Raw genomic sequence first — 18,868 nt, 5'->3', positions numbered from 1 at the left:
CCTCAGTGCAATTTTTTCAGAATGGCGGCTAAACGCTGATTTCCACCCGCGACCGGTGCCCATTGGTAATGCACCACGGGAACCTGATTGGTTTGTAAATCAGTGGCGAAACTGCGCAGACCGGCGTTGATAACAGAGACGCCATCCAGCAAGTGGTAAGGCGTCAATGGCCCGGTTTCGGTCGGCGGACTGATTAGTTGATGAGCCAGCAGTACGGCTTCCGGCAGGGTGTTCATCACCACGATGCCCGCGGCGGTGAGCGTGTCGATTTGCCGACTGCGCTGTTGTGGGTCCTGCTCGGTGCCGGTGACGGTAGCGATCACCACCAGCGGGTGAGCCGGGTCGCGATGCTGTTTGAGTGCGTGAACCGTGTCGGCCAGCGAGGTTGCCGGGTCAGCCTGCGCGCCAAAGCCAATCACCACGTCAATCAGCAGCACGCCGGTTTCAAGCTGATTAGCTAACTGGGCGATGGTCTGGTTGCGGGTCGACGGGTCAATCATCGGGTGGGGTTTGCCTTGGGTGTAGAAGTCATCACCCATATCAATGATTCGATGGCCCTCGGCGTCGAGCATGCTGCCGTGGTGGTGCTGGCTGTCCGGCGCGACCTGCAAATGCTCGGCCAGCAGCATGGCAACTTCAGCGGCCAAGGTGCCTCCGGCGTAATATCCGGCGATTTTCTTGCCATGCACGGCGGGCAGGGAAGCTATCTGCTGCTGGACATTCGCCAATGTGGCGGCGAGGCGGGCGGCTTCGTCCAGCGTGCTGGCGAGCCACACGTTGCCCACACGCGGGCTGGCCGGTTTGGTGCCGAGGAACAGCGCCACAATCGGCTTATTGATGCCCTGCATTTCATCCATTACGCGCTGGCGCACGGCTTCTGCCGGAGGCTTAGAGACGAAGGCGATGACCTGCGTTTTGCTGTCATTAGCCAGCATCGCCAGCGCCGTCAGGGCGCTGATGCCGCCGACTTCAGCCGAGAGGTCGCGCCCGCCGAGGCCAATGGCGTGGGAGACGCCCTGGCCCGCCAGCGTAATTTGCGATGTCAGCTCCTGAATGCCGGTGCCTGACGCGCCGATAATGCCGATGACGCCTTTGGGCGCAACGTTGGCAAAGGCCAAAGGACCTCCGGCGATATTGGCGGTGCCGCAGTCCGGCCCCATCACAATCAGCTTTTTGCTGCTGGCTTTCTTCTTCAGCGCAATCTCCTGTTCCAGCGAGACGTTGTCGGAAAACATCATCACGTTGCAGTCGTTGTCGAGCGCCTGATCTGCCAGACCGGCGGCGTATTCACCGGCAATAGAGATCAGCAGCAGATTGGCGTCCGGCGCTTTTTGGCGAGCCGTCTGCCAGCTGCGGGCGACTGGCAGGCGTTTGCCCCCTTGCTGCCCTTGCGCAATGGCTTTGAGCGCCTCTTCCAGCGCGTCGCTGATGAACTGGGTGATCTCTGGGTCTTGGCTGTCGGCCTTAATAGCGACACAAATGTCGTTCGGCGTGGCGTCGTTGAACTGGGCGTGCCAAAAGCCGGTGGCTTCCAGCAGGGATTTATTGGCGGGGGTGCCCATCATCACCGAAATTTCATCTACTTGTGGAAATTCGCTGAGCTTTCGGGAGATCAACATCAGGCTTACCGAGTCCTGAAAACTCCCTTTCTTAATAAAAGCGTGGACCATGACTGTTTCCTTTTGCTTTTTTTCTCATGCTTGGTGAGAAGCGGTTCGTGAAAAGCCTGATAAAGAATTTCATTTTAAAATTTCCCTTAATGGCTGGCTGGAAATTACAAATATCTGGGGTGTCACAAGGAGAGGTGAGTCACACTTCGCGGATTGTTAGAAATATTCATGGCAAAGAGAAGACTTTATTAAAATCGCTCAATCAATGCCGACAGGCTTTATCAAAATAATTTTTATAATTCGACGGTGAGTGAATGAAATTTTAATTTAATAGTTTAAAAACGTCGCCGATCACATTTTTAAAGTCTGAGGGTTATAGATTGTGACCATAAATAGGTTCTATCAGTGGTTAGCAAAAAGGATTATCTATGAAAGTCACCCGGGAACAGCTCCACACTTTAATTAGCAATAAGATCAACAAGGCGGGACTGCCAAGAGAACAGGCCAATATCGTGGCGGATGTTCTGGTCCATGCCGATGCAAGGGGCGTACATTCTCACGGTGCCGTTCGGGTGGAATACTACTCGGAACGTATCAGCAAAGGCGGGACTAACAACAACCCGGATTTTAGATTTGAGAAAACCGGACCTTGCAGCGGCGTGTTTGACGGCGATAACGGCGCGGGGCACGTGGCGGCCAAAATTGCCATGGAGCACGCGATAGACATCGCCAAAGACAACGGCGTGGCGGTGGTGGGCATCCGCCGTATTGGCCACAGCGGCGCGCTCTCTTATTTCGTACAACAGGCGGCTAAACAAGGGCTTATCGGGATTTCACTCTGCCAATCCGACCCAATGGTCGTGCCCTACGGCGGCGCGGAAGTCTATTACGGTACCAACCCAATAGCCTTTGCCGCACCGGGCGAAGATGGCCATATGATCACCTTCGACATGGCAACCACGGTGCAGGCGTGGGGCAAAGTGCTGGATGCCCGCTCGCGCAATGCCAAAATCCCTGACACCTGGGCCGTGGATTCCAACGGCGAACACACCACCGATCCTTTCGCCGTCAGCGGTCTGCTGCCGATTGCCGGGCCGAAAGGCTATGGCCTGATGCTGATGGTGGACGTGCTGGCGGGCATCCTGCTTGGTCTGCCGTTTGGCCGCAACGTCAGTTCCATGTATCACGACCTGACCGAAGGCCGTAACCTCGGCCAGCTACATATCGTTATCGATCCTGCCGCTTTTACTAATATCGACAGCTTCCGCAAAAATATTAATCAGGTGATGAGTGACCTCAATGGCATTAAACCTGCGCCGGGCGTGAGTCAGGTAATGTATCCGGGGCAAAATAGCGAAAACAATGAGCGTAATAGTGAAATCAATGGCATCGAAATTGTTGATGAAATTTACGATTACCTCATCTCCGATGAAATCTATTTGCGTTCTTACGACCACAAAGATCCGTTCGCTAGTTAATTAATGGATTTTTTATATTAATAAGACAGTGAAATAACTCACTTGAATCAATAAGTGCTTTTTGCGCGGATTATTGGCCAATAACCTGCCAGTAATTCGCGGTTCTATTTCTACCTCCTCGTGATTAATGACCTTCAATATGGAAATTAAATAAGGACCGGAATATGCAAAACTTCCCTCGCCAGATACAAGAAATCTCCGCATGGCTTTCGCAGATCGGCGCAGACCCGACCGGAGGTATGACGCGTCTTCTCTATACTCCCGAGTGGTGTGCCGCGCAGCGCGCACTACAGGAAAAATTTGAAAGTGCCGGGCTGAAGACCCAGTTCGACCACGTCGGCAACCTATCGGCGCGCCTCGAAGGTAGCCGCTACCCCGAGCAGACCATCATGTCGGGCTCACACATCGACACCGTGGTGAACGGCGGCAACCTCGACGGCCAGTTTGGTATCGAAGCCGCTTTTTTGGCAATCAACTACCTGAAAGAGACTTACGGCCAGCCACTGCGCACTTTAGAAGTGCTATCGATGGCGGAAGAAGAGGGCAGCCGCTTCCCGTTTGTCTTCTGGGGCAGCAAAAACATCTTTGGCTTGGCGAATAACGCCGACATGCATCAGGTCCAAGACGCCAAGGGCGTGGGCTTTGTGGATGCCATGCATCAGGCTGGTTTTGACTTCCGCCCGGAAAACACGCCGGTGCGTCAGGACCTGCGCGCGTTTGTCGAGTTGCACATTGAACAGGGCAAAGTGCTGGAAACCGAGGGCAAAACCGTCGGCGTCGTCACCAGCATTGTCGGACAGCGCCGCTACGACATTCACTTGACCGGCGAGTCCAACCACGCGGGTACCACGCCGATGGGCTACCGCCGTGACACCGTGCACGCTTTTAGCCGCATCTGCTATGAGTCCATTGAAAAGGCGCGTAAAGAGGGCGACCCGCTGGTGCTGACCTTCGGCAAAGTGGAGCCAAAACCCAATACCGTCAACGTGGTGCCGGGCTTCACCCACTTCACCATGGATTGCCGCCACACCGACCAACAGGCGCTGCTGCGTTTCACTCAAGAGATTGAGGCTGACATGCAACGCATTTGCGGCGAGATGGGCATTGAGGTGGAGATCAACCTGTGGATGGACGAAGCGCCAATTCCGATGGACCCGCAGCTGGTGAAACAGGTCGCGGAGGTGTGTGAAACACAGAAAATGAACTATCGCCTGATGCACAGCGGGGCGGGGCATGACTCACAAATCTTCGCGCCACGGGTGCCGACCGTCATGCTCTTTGTGCCGAGCATCGCCGGTATTAGCCACAACCCGGCGGAGAAAACTGAACTGAGCGACTTAGCCGAAGGCGTTCGCGCGCTGGCCCACGTGCTGTATCAGCTGGCTTACCAAGAAAACGGGGGCGCAGTATGACCACTCGCACTACCTCATCACCCGCCAGCGGCGGCATTGACCCACTGTACTGGAAGAAAATCGTCGTCGTGCTCTGCCTCGGCTGGGCGGTTATCTGGATCTACCGCACCGTCCTGACGCCGATCTTCCCTGAAATTCAGGCTACCATTGGCGCGCAGTCCGACACCGAAATGGGGCTGATCGCCAGCTTCTACTTCTTCGCTTATACCGGCATGCAGATCCCTGCCGGGATCTTGGTGGATAAGTTCGGCAAGAAGATTGTGCTGATCCCCGGCTTCTGCCTGTTCATCATCGCCACGCTGCTGATTGGTAACGCCACCAGCTTGCACATGATCTACGCCGGTAGCCTGCTCGCCGGTGCGGGCTGTGGTTCCTACTATGGCTCGGCGTACTCGCTCTCCTCGGAAAGCATTCCGCTGGAGAAACGCGGGTTATCCACCGCCATCATCAATAGCGGCTCTGCGCTGGGGATGGGGATTGGCCTGATTGCCTCCAGCCTGCTGGTGAAAAGCGTCGGCATGAACTGGCAACTGTTGCTGTTCATGATCACCTTCTTGCTGGTTATCATGACGCTGGTGTTCTTCTTCGTTATCAAAAGTGCCCCGAAACAGCAGGCAGCGGCGCAAGCCGTAACCGCCGCGCCGGAAGTGGAAGAGGTCAATCAGAATCCGGGCGGCTTATTCAGCCTGAAGATGATTTCCGCCTACGTCATGTATTTCGCCACCTGTTACGGCTATTACATGATTGTCACCTGGCTGCCGTCATTCTTGCAGCAGGAGCGCGGTTTTCAGGGCGTCGCCATTGGCTTCTCGTCGGCGCTGGTGGCCTTCGCCTCGGTGCCGGGGGCGCTGTTCTTCAGCCGCATGTCCGACCGTTTCCGCAACAAGAAAGTCAGCCTGATCATCTTCCTCGAGATTTGCGCGGCGGTGATGCTGACCTGCACCGTGCTGTCGCCAGATTCCACCATGCTGCTGATTAGCCTGATCCTCTACGGCCTGCTCGGTAAGCTGGCGGTCGATCCGATCATGATCTCTTTCGTCGCCGACAACGCGCCGAAAAAGGGCTACGGCACCAGCTTCGGCGTCTTCAACTTCTTCGGCATGTCTTCTTCGGTGATTGCGCCGCTGGTGACCGGGATGATCTCCGACCATACCGGCTCGAAGGTCATGGGCTTCTATATCTCGGCGGCCATTCTGGTTATCGGTACGCTGATGTTCTTCACCGTAAACGTATTAATGAAAAAACATCAAACCGCTAAACCGGCTTTATCTCAATAATCTTTATATAGGCCGATATCTCTTATCGGCCTATGGAATAAATAAGGAAAAATCATGGGTTATATTAATCAGCAGACCGGTTATCGTGCCGACGTATTATCTTCACGTTCTATTATTAAACGCCATAACTATGCCTTAATTGAGCCGGACGGTTTAGTTAAAAACGTCATTCCCGGCTTTGAGAATTGCGATATTACCATTCTGTCCACGCCGAAATTAGGCGCGACCTTTGTGGATTATCTGGTGACTTTATTAGACGGCGGTCGTAATCATCAAGGTTTTGGCGGTGGCGATATAGAAACTTTCGTTTATGTCATTGACGGCGAAATTATGGCGGCGGCGGATGATAAATCTTACGCGCTGAAGACTGGCGGATATTTATATTGCCCGGCGGGCGTTAAGCTCTATCTCGATAATAATAGCGAAGGCAAACCAAGCAAACTGTTCCTCTACAAACGCAAATATCAGCCATTGGCGGGCCATCAGGCGTATGTGGTGAGCGGCAATGTCAGCCAGCTTGAGCGTATCGAGTATGAAGGGATGAGTGACGTTATCTTGCAAGACTTCCTGCCGAAAGAGCTGGGTTTTGACATGAACATGCACATCTTGTCCTTTAATCCGGGTGCCAGCCACGGTTACATTGAGACCCACGTGCAGGAGCACGGCGCTTATATCTTGAGCGGCGCGGGCATGTACAACCTCGACAACGACTGGGTGCCGGTGAAGAAAGGCGACTACATCTTTATGGGCGCGTACTGCCCGCAGGCGGGCTATGCGGTGGGCAAAGACGAGGTGTTTAGCTACATCTACTCCAAAGATTGCCATCGCGACGCCGAGCTTTAATCCCGCATTTCGTTTTACCTAAATAACCAAAAGCGCCTGAGGATCTCTCCCCAGGCGCTTTTTTCATGCTTCTCGTTTTCTCTGCTAAGACAATTAGTTACTACTTATTCACCATCTTCGCGGGCACCGTTAGCGTCAGCGCCGCACCGAGGATCATCATCGACGCCAGCACACACATCGCCACTAAATTACTGTCAGTAGCATTTTTAAAATGGCCGATGATATAGGGTGAGATAAAGCCGCCAATGTTGGCGATGGAGTTGATCAGCGCAATGCCCGCTGCCGCGCAGGTGCCGGTAAAGATGGCATTCGGCAGGCTCCAGAACAGCGGCGAAGGCACCAGACTGGCGGCCACGGCGATGCACAGTGAGAACATCACGATGCTTTTGTTGTCCTGAAATACGCCAATGCTGACCATGGCGACGGCGGCAATGCAGAAAGGAACCACGATGTGCCAGCGGCGCTCGCGGTGCTTATCGGAGCTACGCGCCGCCAGCAGCATCGCCACCACCGCCAGCATATAAGGCACCATGCTCAGCAGGCCGACGTCGAAAACGGACTTCACGCCGGTGTCTTTGATAATGGTCGGCACCCAGAACGCCAGCCCGCCTTGGCCCATCACGGTACAGAAGCAGATCAGCCACATTTTGGTGAACGCCGAGGATTTCAGCATGGTTTTCATCGTCCATTCGTGGGCGACAATACCGTTTTTGGCGTTTAACAATCGCTGTTGATTGGCCTGATCCATATCCTCGTGGATCATGGCTTTCTCCTCATCTGTCAGCCACTTAGCATTTTGATAGGTGTTGTCGAGGAAGAAGAAGATCACCAGCGCAATCAGCAGCGCGCGCGGGCCGCTGATGAAAAACAGCCACTGCCAGCCAGACATCTGCATCAAGCCATTCATGTGCTCAATGATCCAGCCGCACAGCGGGCCACCGATGATATTACTGATGGGAATGCCGCAGACAAACAGGGCGGTCATCTTGGCGCGCTGACCAGAGGGGAACCACAAAGTGAGGTAGAGAATGACGCCGGGGTAGAAGCCCGCTTCGGCAATGCCGAGGAAAAACCGGGCGATGTAGAACTGCGTGGGTGAGGTGATAAACACGCTGAGCATCGAGATGCCGCCCCAAATCACCATCAGTAGCGCAATGATTTTTCGCGCACCGTACTTACTCAACACCATATTGCTCGGCACGCCGGCAATAATATAGCCGATGAAAAACACTCCGGCGCCCAGACCATATACCGATTCCGCCAGCGCCATGTTGCCATTTAAAATGTCCGGCATCATTTGGAATTTAGAGAAGGAGATGCCGACGCGATCTAAATAACCCACAATATAACTGATTAATAGAATGGGCATGATTCGCCATGCAACTTTTCGATACAATTTTGATTTATTAATTTGTTGTGAAATTGATGATCCATTGATTGTTTCTGAAACAGCCATACCTATCTCCTTGGATTAAGATCCTGATAATTTTTTATGAAGGCTGGTCTTATTTGTAGAGTTCCCGCTCAGGGTGATGAATAACCCTGAGCGGAGAGAGGTAATTATCATTCCCGGTCCCGATTAAAAGTCTATCAGACCGCCATAATATATTTTTCCCGTGACTCCCTTTGTGAGTTGATTAACGTTGTCGATGATTTAGCCAAGATAATCCGGCTGCCGTGTCGCCCTGCGGGTTATATTCACAGCCGATCCAGCCGCTATAGCCCATTTGATCCAGCGCGCTAAAAATGTTGTCGAAATTGATCTCGCCGGTTCCCGGCTCGTGACGCCCCGGATTGTCCGCCACCTGAATGTGCGCGATCTGCGACAGGTGGTTGCGCAGGGTCTGGATCAGCTCGCCTTCCATTCTTTGCATATGGTAAATGTCATACTGCAACCAGAGATTCTGGCTGCCGACCTGCTCAATCAGCGCCAGCGCCTGACGGCTGGTGTTGAGATAAAAGCCCGGCATATCAAGGTTGTTAATAGGCTCGATCAGCAGCCGAATGTTCTCTTTTGCCAGCGCATTGGCGGCAAAACGCAGGTTAGCCACCAGCGTTTTTTCTATCACTTGCGGGTCACTGCCCGCCGGGACTTTACCTGCCAGACAGTTCACCTGCGGGCAGTTCAGGGCTTTGGCATAGCGAATCGCCTGACTCACCCCTTGGCGGAACTCGTCCACTCTATCTGGCAAGCAGGCAATGCCGCGCTCGCCCCCGGCCCAGTTCCCTACCGGCAAATTGAACAGCACCTGAGATAAGCCGTGTTGAGCCAGCTCGGCCTGTATTACTTCGGGCGGAAATTCATAAGGAGAGATGTATTCCACGGCGCTGAACCCGCAGGCCCTGGCCTGAGCGAATCGAGCCAAAAAATCGACGTCGGTGAACAGCATGGAAAGGTTGGCGGCAAAGCGACTCATGAGTTCTCTCCTTGGCGGTAATCGTTAAAAGCCACGGCGGTCGGGGCTTCAGCCTGTAGCGCGGTGGTCGGCTCAAATTCAGTGACATTATCCAGCTCGGTACCCATCGCAATATTGGTCACGCGCTCGAGGATAATTTCTACCACAACCGGCACCTGATGTTCTTTCATTAGCTTTTCAGCCTGCCTAAATGCCGGGGCAATCTCTTCCGGTTTGAATACGCGAATGGCCTTACAGCCCAGCCCTTCGACCACCTTCACATGGTCCACGCCGTATTCACCCAGCTCGCTACTATTGATATTTTCGAAAGAAAGCTGGACGCAATAGTCCATGTCGAAGCCGCGCTGTGACTGACGAATCAACCCCAGATAGGCGTTATTGACTAGCACGTGAATGTAGGGGAGTTTGAACTGTGCGCCGACCGCCAGCTCCTCAATCAAGAACTGAAAATCGTAATCGCCGGACAGCGCCACCACCTTGCGAGCGGGGTCTGCGGCGCGAACGCCCAGCGCCGCAGGCAGGGTCCAGCCCAGCGGGCCAGCCTGTCCGCAGTTAATCCAGTGCCGTGGTTTGAACACGTGAAGGGTCTGCGCCGCCGCGATTTGCGACAGGCCGATGGTGGTCACGTAGCAGGCGTCGGCACCAAACGCGCGATTCATCTCTTCATACACCCGGTGCGGTTTGACCGGCACTTGGTCAAAATGAGTTTTGCGCAGCAGGGTGGCTTTGCGCTTGTTGCACTCTGCGACCCAGCTGTCGCGGTTTGGCAGGTCGCCCTTGGCGAACAGGCGTTTGGCTGATTCAACCAGCATCAGCAGGGCTTCGCGGGCGTCCGACACAATGCCCAGATCGGGGCAGATCACCCGACCAATCTGCGTGGCTTCAATGTCGATGTGCACCACTTTGCGATCTGCGACGTATTTCTCCACCGATCCGGTATGACGATTGGCCCAGCGATTGCCAATGCCGAACAGCAGATCCGACGCCAGCAGGGTGGCATTGCCGTAGCGATGCGATGTTTGCAGCCCGACCATGCCCGCCATCAGCGGGTGATCGTCGGGGATCGCTCCCCAGCCCATCAGGGTTGGGATCACCGGAATATTGCAGATCTCCGCCAGCTCTTGCAGCAGATCCGCCGCGTCGGCGTTGATCACGCCACCCCCGGCAATAATCAGCGGGCGCTCGGCCTGACACAGCATCGCCAGCGCCTTGTCGATCTGCGCCTGCGTGGCGCAAGGCTTGTAAGGCACCAGCGGCGAATAAGTCTCGGGATCAAATTCAATCTCCGCCATCTGCACATCAAATGGCAGATCGATAAGCACCGGGCCGGGGCGACCAGAACGCATCAGATGAAAGGCTTTTTGCAGCATGCGCGGCACCAAGGCAGGTTCCAGCACGGTCACCGCCATCTTGGTCACCGGCTTGGCAATTGACTCAATATCCACTGCCTGAAAATCCTCTTTATGCAGCCGGGCGCGCGGGGCCTGCCCGGTAATGCACAGGATTGGAATCGAGTCCGCCGAGGCCGAGTAGAGCGCGGTGATCATGTCCGTGCCCGCCGGTCCCGAGGTGCCGAGACAGACGCCGATATTGCCTGCCTTAGCGCGGGTATAGCCCTCGGCCATGTGCGACGCACCTTCCACATGGCGTGCAAGAATATGCCGAATGCCGCCGTGCCTGCGCATGGCATCGTAAAACGGGTTAATTGCCGCGCCGGGCACGCCAAAGGCGGTGGTCACTCCCTCTTTCTCCAGCACCCACATTGCTGCATCAACTGCTCTCATCTTAGCCATGGTTTACATTCCTTATCGTCGATAAATCCATTTATTGGAAAGTTTTTCCAACTTAACTTTATGCCAAAAAAAAGCACGAAGCTTTGTGATTGGCAGACCGTGCGACCTGACGCCATCGCTGACGTCAGGCCCTGAGATTCTAGGTGTGCGGGTCACCCAGCGCGGTGCTGATGTCGCGCGCGGCGTCGCGTACCAGTTCGCCGAGTTCGGCAAAGCGCGCCGGTTCCATCCGCGAGCTTGGTCCCGAGATTGAGATGGCGGCAATCGGCTGATTATTCTTATCAAAAATCGCCGACGCGAGGCAGTTCAGCCCCAGCGCGTGCTCCTCGTGGTCCACCGCGTAGCCGCGCTGGGCCGAGGTCGCCAGATCCTTCTTCAATGGGATCAGGCTATTGAGCGTGTGCGGAGTAAAAGTCTGCAAACCTGATCGCACAATCAGATCCAGCATCTCTTCTTCATCCAGTGCGTAGAGCAGCGCCTTGCCCGCGCCGGAGGCGTGCAGTGGCAGGCGGCTGCCGAGCGGGGCGCACATGCGCACCATCGCCTGACACTCGCACTGGCGGATCAGCACGGCGTCCATGTTATTACGGATCGCCAGATTGGCGGTCTCGCCGGAGAGCAGCATCAGGCGGCGCATAAAGGGCCCGGCGACCGACACCACGTCGCGATCGTTCATATACGTCGACCCGACGGTGAACGACTGAATACCAATGTGCCACCAACCCAGCTGCGGGTCTTGGAACACAAACTCTGATTTCTCAAGCACTTTCAGCAGGCGGAAGGTGGTGGAAAGCGGCAGATCCAGCTTTTCCGACAGCACAGATACCGAAGAACTTCCCCCCGACTGCGCCAAAAACTGCAAGATCTCCAGCCCACGATCCAGCGCCTGCGCGCCCTTGGTCGCAGAGGTGCCTTCCTGAGCAGGCCGACCTCTTCTCCGTAATTCAGTCATTACATCCTTTCTCTTATCGCGTCGATTCGATCCCTACTGTAGCAAGGGAATTTTCAATTAAAAGTGATAAATGGAATATATTTCCATAATTGTATTTCGCGCACGCTTTCCCTATCTCAGCAATTAAAACCATTTTTGTGATGAAGGTCAGGGGAGATGGGGAGGATTTTAGGCTCAATAGGCGGCATAGTGAGGTGAGACAAACCTGCAAGGAGCGCCAATGCTGGACCACGAGACAATCCGTTCATTTGTAAAAGTTGCCGAGTGCTGTAGCTTTTCCCGCGCCGCCGAGTCGCTGCACAAGACCTCGGCCACCATCAGTTATCGCATCAAAGTGCTAGAAGAGGGGATTGGCACTCAGCTATTCCTGCGCACCACCCGCAGCGTGACGCTGACTCCGGCGGGCAGCTATTTGCTCGAACGCTGCCGCCAGTGGCTGAGCTGGCTCGACTCCATGCCCGGCGAACTCAAGCAGATCAATCAGGGTGTAGAGCCACGGGTTGATATTGTTATCAATAACTTACTGTATAACGGTGACAGCGTTGCCGACCTGCTGGCGCATTTAAATGTGCGTTATCCCTTCACTACTTTCCACATCACCCGACAGGTGTATATGGGCGTGTGGGACACCTTGCTCAATGGCGATTGCCATCTGGCGATTGGCGTGGCGGGCAGGGAGTCGCTGGAGAACAGCATCAGCATTCTGCCGCTCGGCAAAGTCGAGTGGGTGTTTGTGGTTGCGCCGCAGCACCCGCTGGCGCAGGGCGGGGAGACGCTGAGCGAAGAGCAGCTGCGCTGGTATCCGGCGGTCAATATCGAGGACACGGCGGTGCATCTCGCCAAACGCGTCGCCTGGCTGCTGCCGGGCCAGCAGGAGATTAAAGTGGCGGACATGAACACCAAGCTGCAATGCCACCTGCGCGGCGTCGGCATTGGGTTTCTGCCCCGCACGCTATGCCAGTCCTATCTCGACAGCGGGGAACTGGTCGCCAGAACGCTGGTTAACCACCGCCAAAGCTCGCCATTGTCACTCGCGTGGTCACACGAACGCGGCGGCGAGGTGGTCAAAGAGTTGGTGGCGATGTTCGAGCGACACGACCCACTGATTCAAGGCTTTTATTCACCCCTTCAGACTCTCGATTTGTAGTAAAAACAGCCAGAAAGACGCGGTTTTGCCGTTTTTTTCGGCACTCAGTCAAAACCCGTCAGGATAAGTATTGCGTGAGGTCTTCGGAAAGGTATAATGCACCCGTTTTCCGCATACTACTTTCAGTGCCGAAGTGGCGAAATCGGTAGACGCAGTTGATTCAAAATCAACCGCCGCAAGGTGTGCCGGTTCGAGTCCGGCCTTCGGCACCATTAGTAAGTATGAAAATTAAGTCACCCTCGGGTGGCTTTTTTTATGTCTGCGATTTGGCTCAATCAAAAAGATTAAGTCTCAAATTCAGACAGTTAATGGTCCGTTTCTTCGACTTCCCAGTTTGTCACTCGCACACTCATTCAACTCAAACAGTAGTGGCACCAGATGCGCCACGGCTTTTAGATAAGCACTGATTTGAGGCACCCCCTCTGGCGGCACAATCTCACTGTTCTCCAGCCCTTCGCTAAGACACAGCAAGCCATGACAAAGCCCTTCGGCAGACTCGGAGGCCAATGCGCTCAGGTCATAAAGCTGGGTGTCTTCCAAGTGGCTGAAATCCAGCCCGGCAATCAGTGAACGGAATACGGTGATAGAGTTTTCAGTGGTTTCGGTGTGAGTCATGATGATCATTCCATTGCTAGATTTTAAATTTCACCACGCCTTCAGGTTCCAATCTAAAGGTGTGGCTCAGACAGGTTTGGAACTCCGGATCTAGCGACCGGCCAACCACAAGGGTTGCCCTATCTGAGCCACGATTTAAAGTGTGCACGTAGCCGCTGAAAAAAAACAAGTTTTTTCAGTACCAGATAGTCGGAGTTCCAATTCCGGCTGCGGATTTTGCCGCAGCGAAGAGAGTGTATTCCCACCATCAACATAAAGAAATGTGCTGGATGCATTTACAGGGATTTGTATGTGATTTTGGAATGTGGATCGCAGGATTGGGGGGTAGTGGGGAGTCTTAGTTGTATGCATTAGTTATCCCTGTTTCGTATAGGCATTATGAAATATAAGCGCGGGCTGATTTTAGCGTTCTAGATTCAGGCATAGAGATGAATGTGCTACTTGTTACGGGCCATAACATGAGAGTGGAGGTTTGTTGCCGCAACTTTAAGGGCTTAAACATGAAGTTCTTGGTTGGAGGCGGGGATATGGTAGCGCGGTGGGAGATTTATCAGGAGTCTAATTCTATTCAGGAAAGTATATTCATAAGGATTCACACGAGGATAATGGTTAAGCATTTTCTAAATGATGGCTTTTAAATGAGTAAGGGTAATTATATTGCTATAAGAGGATTATAATTCTCTACAAATAATTTGTTTTTTTCACTAAAAAACATAGGTGGACTTTACTTGAGATTGTGTTTTCTTCAGAGATTGAATTTACGTTACACCAATGTCATTTTTTACTTTTGACAATGGCACAACCTCAATATGACATTGTTGTTGTGCCTGAGTGATGATTAACTCCTCAATGATTATTATTTATGTATCTATATATTAAATTAGGAATAATAGCTGGGAGAGTATTATGACGCCATTCTCATGGCAACACCTAGAACAGCCATACACATACTACTTGCAAGTAGAGCAACAAATGAGTAGGTATATTTATTATAGTTAGCAAATAGCCATACGAATCTCATTAATGATAGGGAAGCAATTGAAATAGAAGAAAAAAACATAAAAAAAACAAATATCCCAGAAATAATCCATCCAGTTGCCTCGTAAACCTCCTTTACAGTAAACAAAAGAATGGATAAGTAAAAGGCTGATAGCGCAAGGCCGCTTAAAAAATCATATAAATCAATGTATGTGATGCTTTTACTTGGTGTTGGTAAAGCGATGAATTTATTTAGCGCTTCATTGCTTACCCGTGATAATAAACGACTTGTGAGCGGGGATAAAATTGCAAATATCATTATTAGATGTATAAATAATAAAACTAATTTGACTCTGTTATCTATTGATTCATTCTTTTGCCAACTTGAAAATATTGAATAATCCATCTTTATAAGTAAGAAAAGACATATTATTGATGGGGCGTAATCTGAAATTAAAATATTTCTTATCCATTTGAACATTCTTATTAATCCTGTATGTTTTTTGAATGAGGAGGAGTGGGGCTATGTGCTGGTTAACTATTACTCTACTGCTGTTGGGGGTGTTAAAACTGTAAATATATAATGTAAGAGAAAAGGGATATTACCTCATTGATTTAAGGCTTGAAGCTCAAGATTATAATAAATACCTTAGCCATTATAAGTGTGTGTTTTTGTTAATAATGTTAATTTCTGGCTTTAAGTTCTCAGATTTTCCTTCATCAGTCAAGAGCAAAAGTAGCAGTGATAGCAGCGATCGTAGTGCATTTGCGTCAACTAGATAAATCATTGTCGTTTTCCAGATTTTAAATTTTCCATTAAAGCTCTGTAGTGTTGTCTGGTGGCAGTTACTCCTAACTCATCTGTTACATGTGATTGATTTCATTAGCCAGGTTATGAGTGCTAAGAATGAAATATTTTCAGGTGTCGGTAATTACTACTTGCACTACTTTATATCATATGAGGTCTTTAACATTCCGTTCTTTAATTGAACTAGGTATTTAGGTGACCCAGGCGAATATAGGTCGAGTTCTCCATTGAGCCTTTTGTAGCAATTCGTCATCAGGCGATCATGTTCACCAAGTATGTCAACATTTTGGTCCAAAGCCGACATTCAGAAAATTTGTCCTCATTTTGGCCTAGGGCAATTAAGTCCGGCTGATTTTATGAGATAATCCCAGTCAATATAACTTTGTATACATTGGCGACCACTCGCACAGGGATTAACCCATAATGAGGTTTACGCTCATCAGGTTTTAGCTCCTAAATCGAGGGAATCCGATTGTTTTTCCCTTAAGAAAAAGAGAATGCATTTACATGGCTAAATCACCAACCAAGAAAGCTGGCAAAGGCTTCGAAGAAACACTTTGGGATACTGCCAATCAGCTGCGTGGCAGCGTGGAGTCCTCCGAATACAAGCACGTAGTGTTGAGCTTGGTATTCCTGAAATTTATCAGCGACAAGTTCGAATCTAAGCGCAAGCAACTGATCGCAAACGGTCAGGAAGCCTTTGTTGATATGGATGTTTTCTATCAGCAGGATAACGTCTTCTTCCTGCCACCAGAAGCTCGATGGTCCTTTGTAAAAGCCCGCGCGAAGCAAGATGACATCGCGGTGATTATCGATACGGCCCTTTCTACTATAGAGAAACGTAATGCGTCGCTGACCGGTGCCCTGCCGGATAACTACTTCTCCCGTCAGGGATTAGAGGTGAAAAGGCTCGCTTCTCTCATTGATACTATTGAGAACATCGACACCCTCGCTAACGAATGCGATCTGACCGAAGAGGATCTAGTAGGCCGCGTCTACGAATATTTCCTTGGCAAGTTTGCCGCCAGCGAAGGTAAAGGTGGTGGAGAGTTCTATACCCCTAAAGCAGTAGTGACTTTGCTTGCTGAAATGCTCGAACCCTATCAAGGCAAGATCTATGACCCATGCTGTGGCTCTGGCGGTATGTTTGTGCAGTCCCTCAAATTTATCGAGAGTCATAAGGGTAAAAGCAGGGACATCGCCATTTACGGCCAAGAGCTCACTAGCACTACCTACAAGTTAGCCAAGATGAACCTGGCAGTACGCGGTCTTTCCGGCAATCTGGGAGAGCGTGCTGCTGATACCTTCTTTGCCGATCAGCACCCGGACCTCAAGGCCGATTTTATCATGGCCAATCCACCGTTTAACCTGAAGGACTGGCGCAACGAAGCGGAGCTCACCAACGATCCACGTTTTGCTGGTTTTCGCACTCCGCCTACCGGCAACGCTAACTATGCCTGGATCTTGCATATGCTTTCCAAGCTGAGTGAAGACGGCACTGCGGGCTTTGTGCTGGCCAATGGCTCTATGAGCTCGAATAGCAGCGGTGAAGGCGAGATCCGTCAAAAGCTGATTGAAGATGACCGTATCGAATGCATGATTGCCTTGCCGGGACAGCTGTTTTTCACCACCCAGATCCCGGTTTGCCTATGGTTTATCAGCAAAAGCAAAAAAGCCAATCCTCAATACGGCTACCGCGATCGTCGCGGTGAGACTCTGTTTATCGATGCCCGCAATCTTGGCACTATGGTGAGCCGTACCCAAAAAGAGCTGACTAAAGAAGATATCGCCACCATCGCTGATACCTTCCACGCCTGGCGCAGCAGCGAGAGCGAACTCAAACGCCGCATTAAGGCCAAGGAGATCGGTGCCGAGCAATATCAGGATCAGGCCGGTTTCTGCAAGGTTGCGACTCTTGATGATATGAAGGCCAACGACTTTGTGTTGACTCCAGGTCGCTATGTTGGAGCTGCTGATATTGAGGATGATGGGATTGCTTTTGAAACCAAGATGCAGGAGCTGACTCGGGCCCTCTATCAACAATTGGATGAAGCTACAGAGCTGGATCAGGCAATTCGTTCCAATATGGAGGCGCTGGGGTATGGGAAATAAAACAACATTAATGACTCTTGGCGATGTTTGTTACATAACTGATGGCGCCCATGCAAAAGTTGAGCGACAAGTATCCGGTATTATGTATTTAACGTCGAAAAATATTGGTGACGGAAAATTAAAACTTGATAATTTTGATTTTATCTCTGAATCAAGTTTTTCAAAGCTATTTACGAATACAAAAAAAGCACAAAGGAAGTTACAAGCTGGCGATGTGCTGATGGGAATCATAGGGACATTCGGGAATTGTTATTTATACAAGGAAACGGATTACTTTGGGATTTCAAGTTCCGTTGCAATACTGCGTCCGGCCCAAAGTAAATTGCTGCCAGAGTATCTGTATTACTACATATCAAGTGCCTCGTTCAAAAAAATCTTAGAGAAATTTAAAGGTGGTTCAGTTCAAGGCTATACAAATATTGCAACTATTAAAGCTTTACCGATTCCCATACCTTCACTTGAAACACAAAAAGTAATTATTGCTAATCTTACGCCACTAGACAAAAAAATAACTCTCAATTGCCAAGTCAATAAGACCCTAGAAAATATGGCACAAACCCTGTTTAAATCCTGGTTTGTAGACTTCGATCCCGTGGTTGATAACGCGCTGGATGCAGGCTTTTTCGAGCAGGATTTAGAGTTCCCTGATGAGTTGCTGCGCCGTGTTGAGGCCCGCAAAGCTGCGCGCGAAAGTGCCGACTTCAAACCATTGCCGGAGGATATCCGCCAGCTATTCCCTGCTGCTTTTGAGGAATGCTCGGAGCCTTCACTTGGTTTAGGTGGTTGGGTGCCGAAGGTGTGGGAATCATTGCCAGTAGGCTCATTGATAGATTTGATTGGTGGTGGTACGCCTAAAACGTCTGAACATAGCTATTGGGGTGGGGATATACCTTGGTTTTCAGTAGTTGATGCTCCGAATGATAGTGATGTATTTGTACTGAGTACCGAAAAAAAAATCACAGATTTAGGCGTTAAAAACTCATCAACTAAAGTTTTGAGAATAGGTACAACTATTATAAGTGCTAGAGGTACTGTTGGTAAATGTGCCCTAGTTGCTACACCTATGGCTATGAATCAATCTTGTTATGGTGTTATCGGTACAAATGGAATCCATGATTATTTCATTTACTATCTTATCCGCCAGTCAGTATCCCAACTGCAACAAAGAAGCCATGGTTCTGTTTTTAGTACAATTACTAGAGATACTTTTAATTCTTTCAAATTCGCGTTTTCTGGAGAGTTAATAGCTAATGCATTTGGAGAAACTATATCCCCTTGGTTTGAAAAAATACGGGCCAATAACCAACAAAGGTATATGTTGGCGAATCTTCGCGACATTCTGCTACCTAAGCTAATCTCCGGTGAGCTGCGCCTTAGCGATAGTGAGGCCGACACCGCAGACGAAGTATTGGCATAAATCATCTGA

General features: G+C 51.1%; 14 protein-coding genes and 1 tRNA gene. 8 read left to right on the top strand and 7 right to left on the bottom strand.

Annotated elements, in window-relative coordinates:
• Window positions 1-2 precede the first annotated feature (2 nt).
• A complete protein-coding gene (gene fdrA / locus ACT3RT_RS11195) occupies window positions 3-1,670 on the bottom strand; it encodes an acyl-CoA synthetase FdrA (protein ID WP_353500818.1) in 1,668 nt (555 codons plus the stop codon).
• Window positions 1,671-2,038: 368 nt separating this feature from the next.
• Between fdrA and allD the strand changes: the two genes are divergently transcribed.
• From allD to allE, 4 genes are all read left to right on the top strand, one after another.
• Window positions 2,039-3,088, top strand: a complete 1,050-nt coding sequence (gene allD / locus ACT3RT_RS11190; RefSeq protein ID WP_353500819.1) for an ureidoglycolate dehydrogenase — start codon at window positions 2,039-2,041, stop codon at window positions 3,086-3,088.
• A gap of 164 nt (window positions 3,089-3,252) precedes the next feature.
• Complete coding sequence (allC, locus tag ACT3RT_RS11185) at window positions 3,253-4,500, top strand: allantoate deiminase (protein WP_496202987.1); 1,248 nt, start codon at window positions 3,253-3,255, stop codon at window positions 4,498-4,500.
• The gene (locus tag ACT3RT_RS11180; protein ID WP_496202986.1) at window positions 4,497-5,777 is read left to right on the top strand and encodes an MFS transporter; all 1,281 of its coding nucleotides are present in this window, start codon (window positions 4,497-4,499) and stop codon (window positions 5,775-5,777) included. Before allC ends, ACT3RT_RS11180 begins: the two co-directional genes overlap by 4 nt.
• Window positions 5,778-5,831: 54 nt before the next feature.
• A complete protein-coding gene (gene allE, locus ACT3RT_RS11175; protein ID WP_486031451.1) occupies window positions 5,832-6,620 on the top strand; it encodes a (S)-ureidoglycine aminohydrolase in 789 nt (262 codons plus the stop codon).
• A 100-nt stretch (window positions 6,621-6,720) separates the two neighbouring features.
• On the opposite strand, the gene ACT3RT_RS11170 is transcribed toward allE, so the two are convergent.
• From ACT3RT_RS11170 to allR, 4 genes are all read right to left on the bottom strand, one after another.
• Window positions 6,721-7,989 carry an MFS transporter gene (locus ACT3RT_RS11170; RefSeq protein WP_496202985.1) on the bottom strand — a complete coding sequence of 423 codons (1,269 nt, stop codon included), beginning with the start codon at window positions 7,987-7,989 and terminating at the stop codon, window positions 6,721-6,723.
• Between the two features lie 268 nt (window positions 7,990-8,257).
• Window positions 8,258-9,037 (bottom strand): hydroxypyruvate isomerase, encoded by a 780-nt coding sequence (gene hyi, locus ACT3RT_RS11165; protein WP_496202984.1) that lies wholly within the window; start codon window positions 9,035-9,037, stop codon window positions 8,258-8,260.
• Entirely contained in the window at window positions 9,034-10,830 is a 1,797-nt protein-coding gene (gene gcl / locus ACT3RT_RS11160) for a glyoxylate carboligase (protein ID WP_496202983.1), read from the bottom strand. The genes hyi and gcl overlap by 4 nt, the downstream gene beginning before the upstream one ends.
• A gap of 139 nt (window positions 10,831-10,969) precedes the next feature.
• Entirely contained in the window at window positions 10,970-11,782 is an 813-nt protein-coding gene (gene allR, locus ACT3RT_RS11155; RefSeq protein WP_496202982.1) for an HTH-type transcriptional repressor AllR, read from the bottom strand.
• Window positions 11,783-12,002: 220 nt separating this feature from the next.
• Between allR and allS the strand changes: the two genes are divergently transcribed.
• On the top strand, window positions 12,003-12,929 hold the full coding sequence (gene allS, locus ACT3RT_RS11150) for an HTH-type transcriptional activator AllS (protein WP_496202981.1): 927 nt from the start codon (window positions 12,003-12,005) through the stop codon (window positions 12,927-12,929).
• Window positions 12,930-13,056: 127 nt separating this feature from the next.
• Window positions 13,057-13,141, top strand: a tRNA-Leu gene (locus ACT3RT_RS11145).
• Window positions 13,142-13,226: 85 nt separating this feature from the next.
• On the opposite strand, the gene ACT3RT_RS11140 is transcribed toward ACT3RT_RS11145, so the two are convergent.
• Entirely contained in the window at window positions 13,227-13,544 is a 318-nt protein-coding gene (locus ACT3RT_RS11140; protein ID WP_496202980.1) for a hypothetical protein, read from the bottom strand.
• A 904-nt stretch (window positions 13,545-14,448) separates the two neighbouring features.
• Complete coding sequence (locus tag ACT3RT_RS11135) at window positions 14,449-15,003, bottom strand: hypothetical protein (RefSeq protein WP_496202979.1); 555 nt, start codon at window positions 15,001-15,003, stop codon at window positions 14,449-14,451.
• A gap of 834 nt (window positions 15,004-15,837) precedes the next feature.
• On the opposite strand from ACT3RT_RS11135, the gene ACT3RT_RS11130 reads away from it, so the two are divergent.
• Both ACT3RT_RS11130 and ACT3RT_RS11125 read left to right on the top strand, forming a co-directional pair.
• Window positions 15,838-17,442: an N-6 DNA methylase gene (locus ACT3RT_RS11130; protein WP_496202978.1), complete on the top strand. Its 1,605-nt coding sequence runs from the start codon at window positions 15,838-15,840 to the stop codon at window positions 17,440-17,442.
• Window positions 17,432-18,859 carry a restriction endonuclease subunit S gene (locus tag ACT3RT_RS11125; RefSeq protein ID WP_254303063.1) on the top strand — a complete coding sequence of 476 codons (1,428 nt, stop codon included), beginning with the start codon at window positions 17,432-17,434 and terminating at the stop codon, window positions 18,857-18,859. Before ACT3RT_RS11130 ends, ACT3RT_RS11125 begins: the two co-directional genes overlap by 11 nt.
• Window positions 18,860-18,868: the final 9 nt, after the last annotated feature.

Origin of the sequence: Ewingella sp. AOP9-I1-14 (genome assembly GCF_052375995.1) — a bacterium.
Classification (GTDB): domain Bacteria; phylum Pseudomonadota; class Gammaproteobacteria; order Enterobacterales; family Enterobacteriaceae; genus Ewingella; species Ewingella allii.
This window is presented reverse-complemented; position numbering and strand designations above follow the sequence as displayed.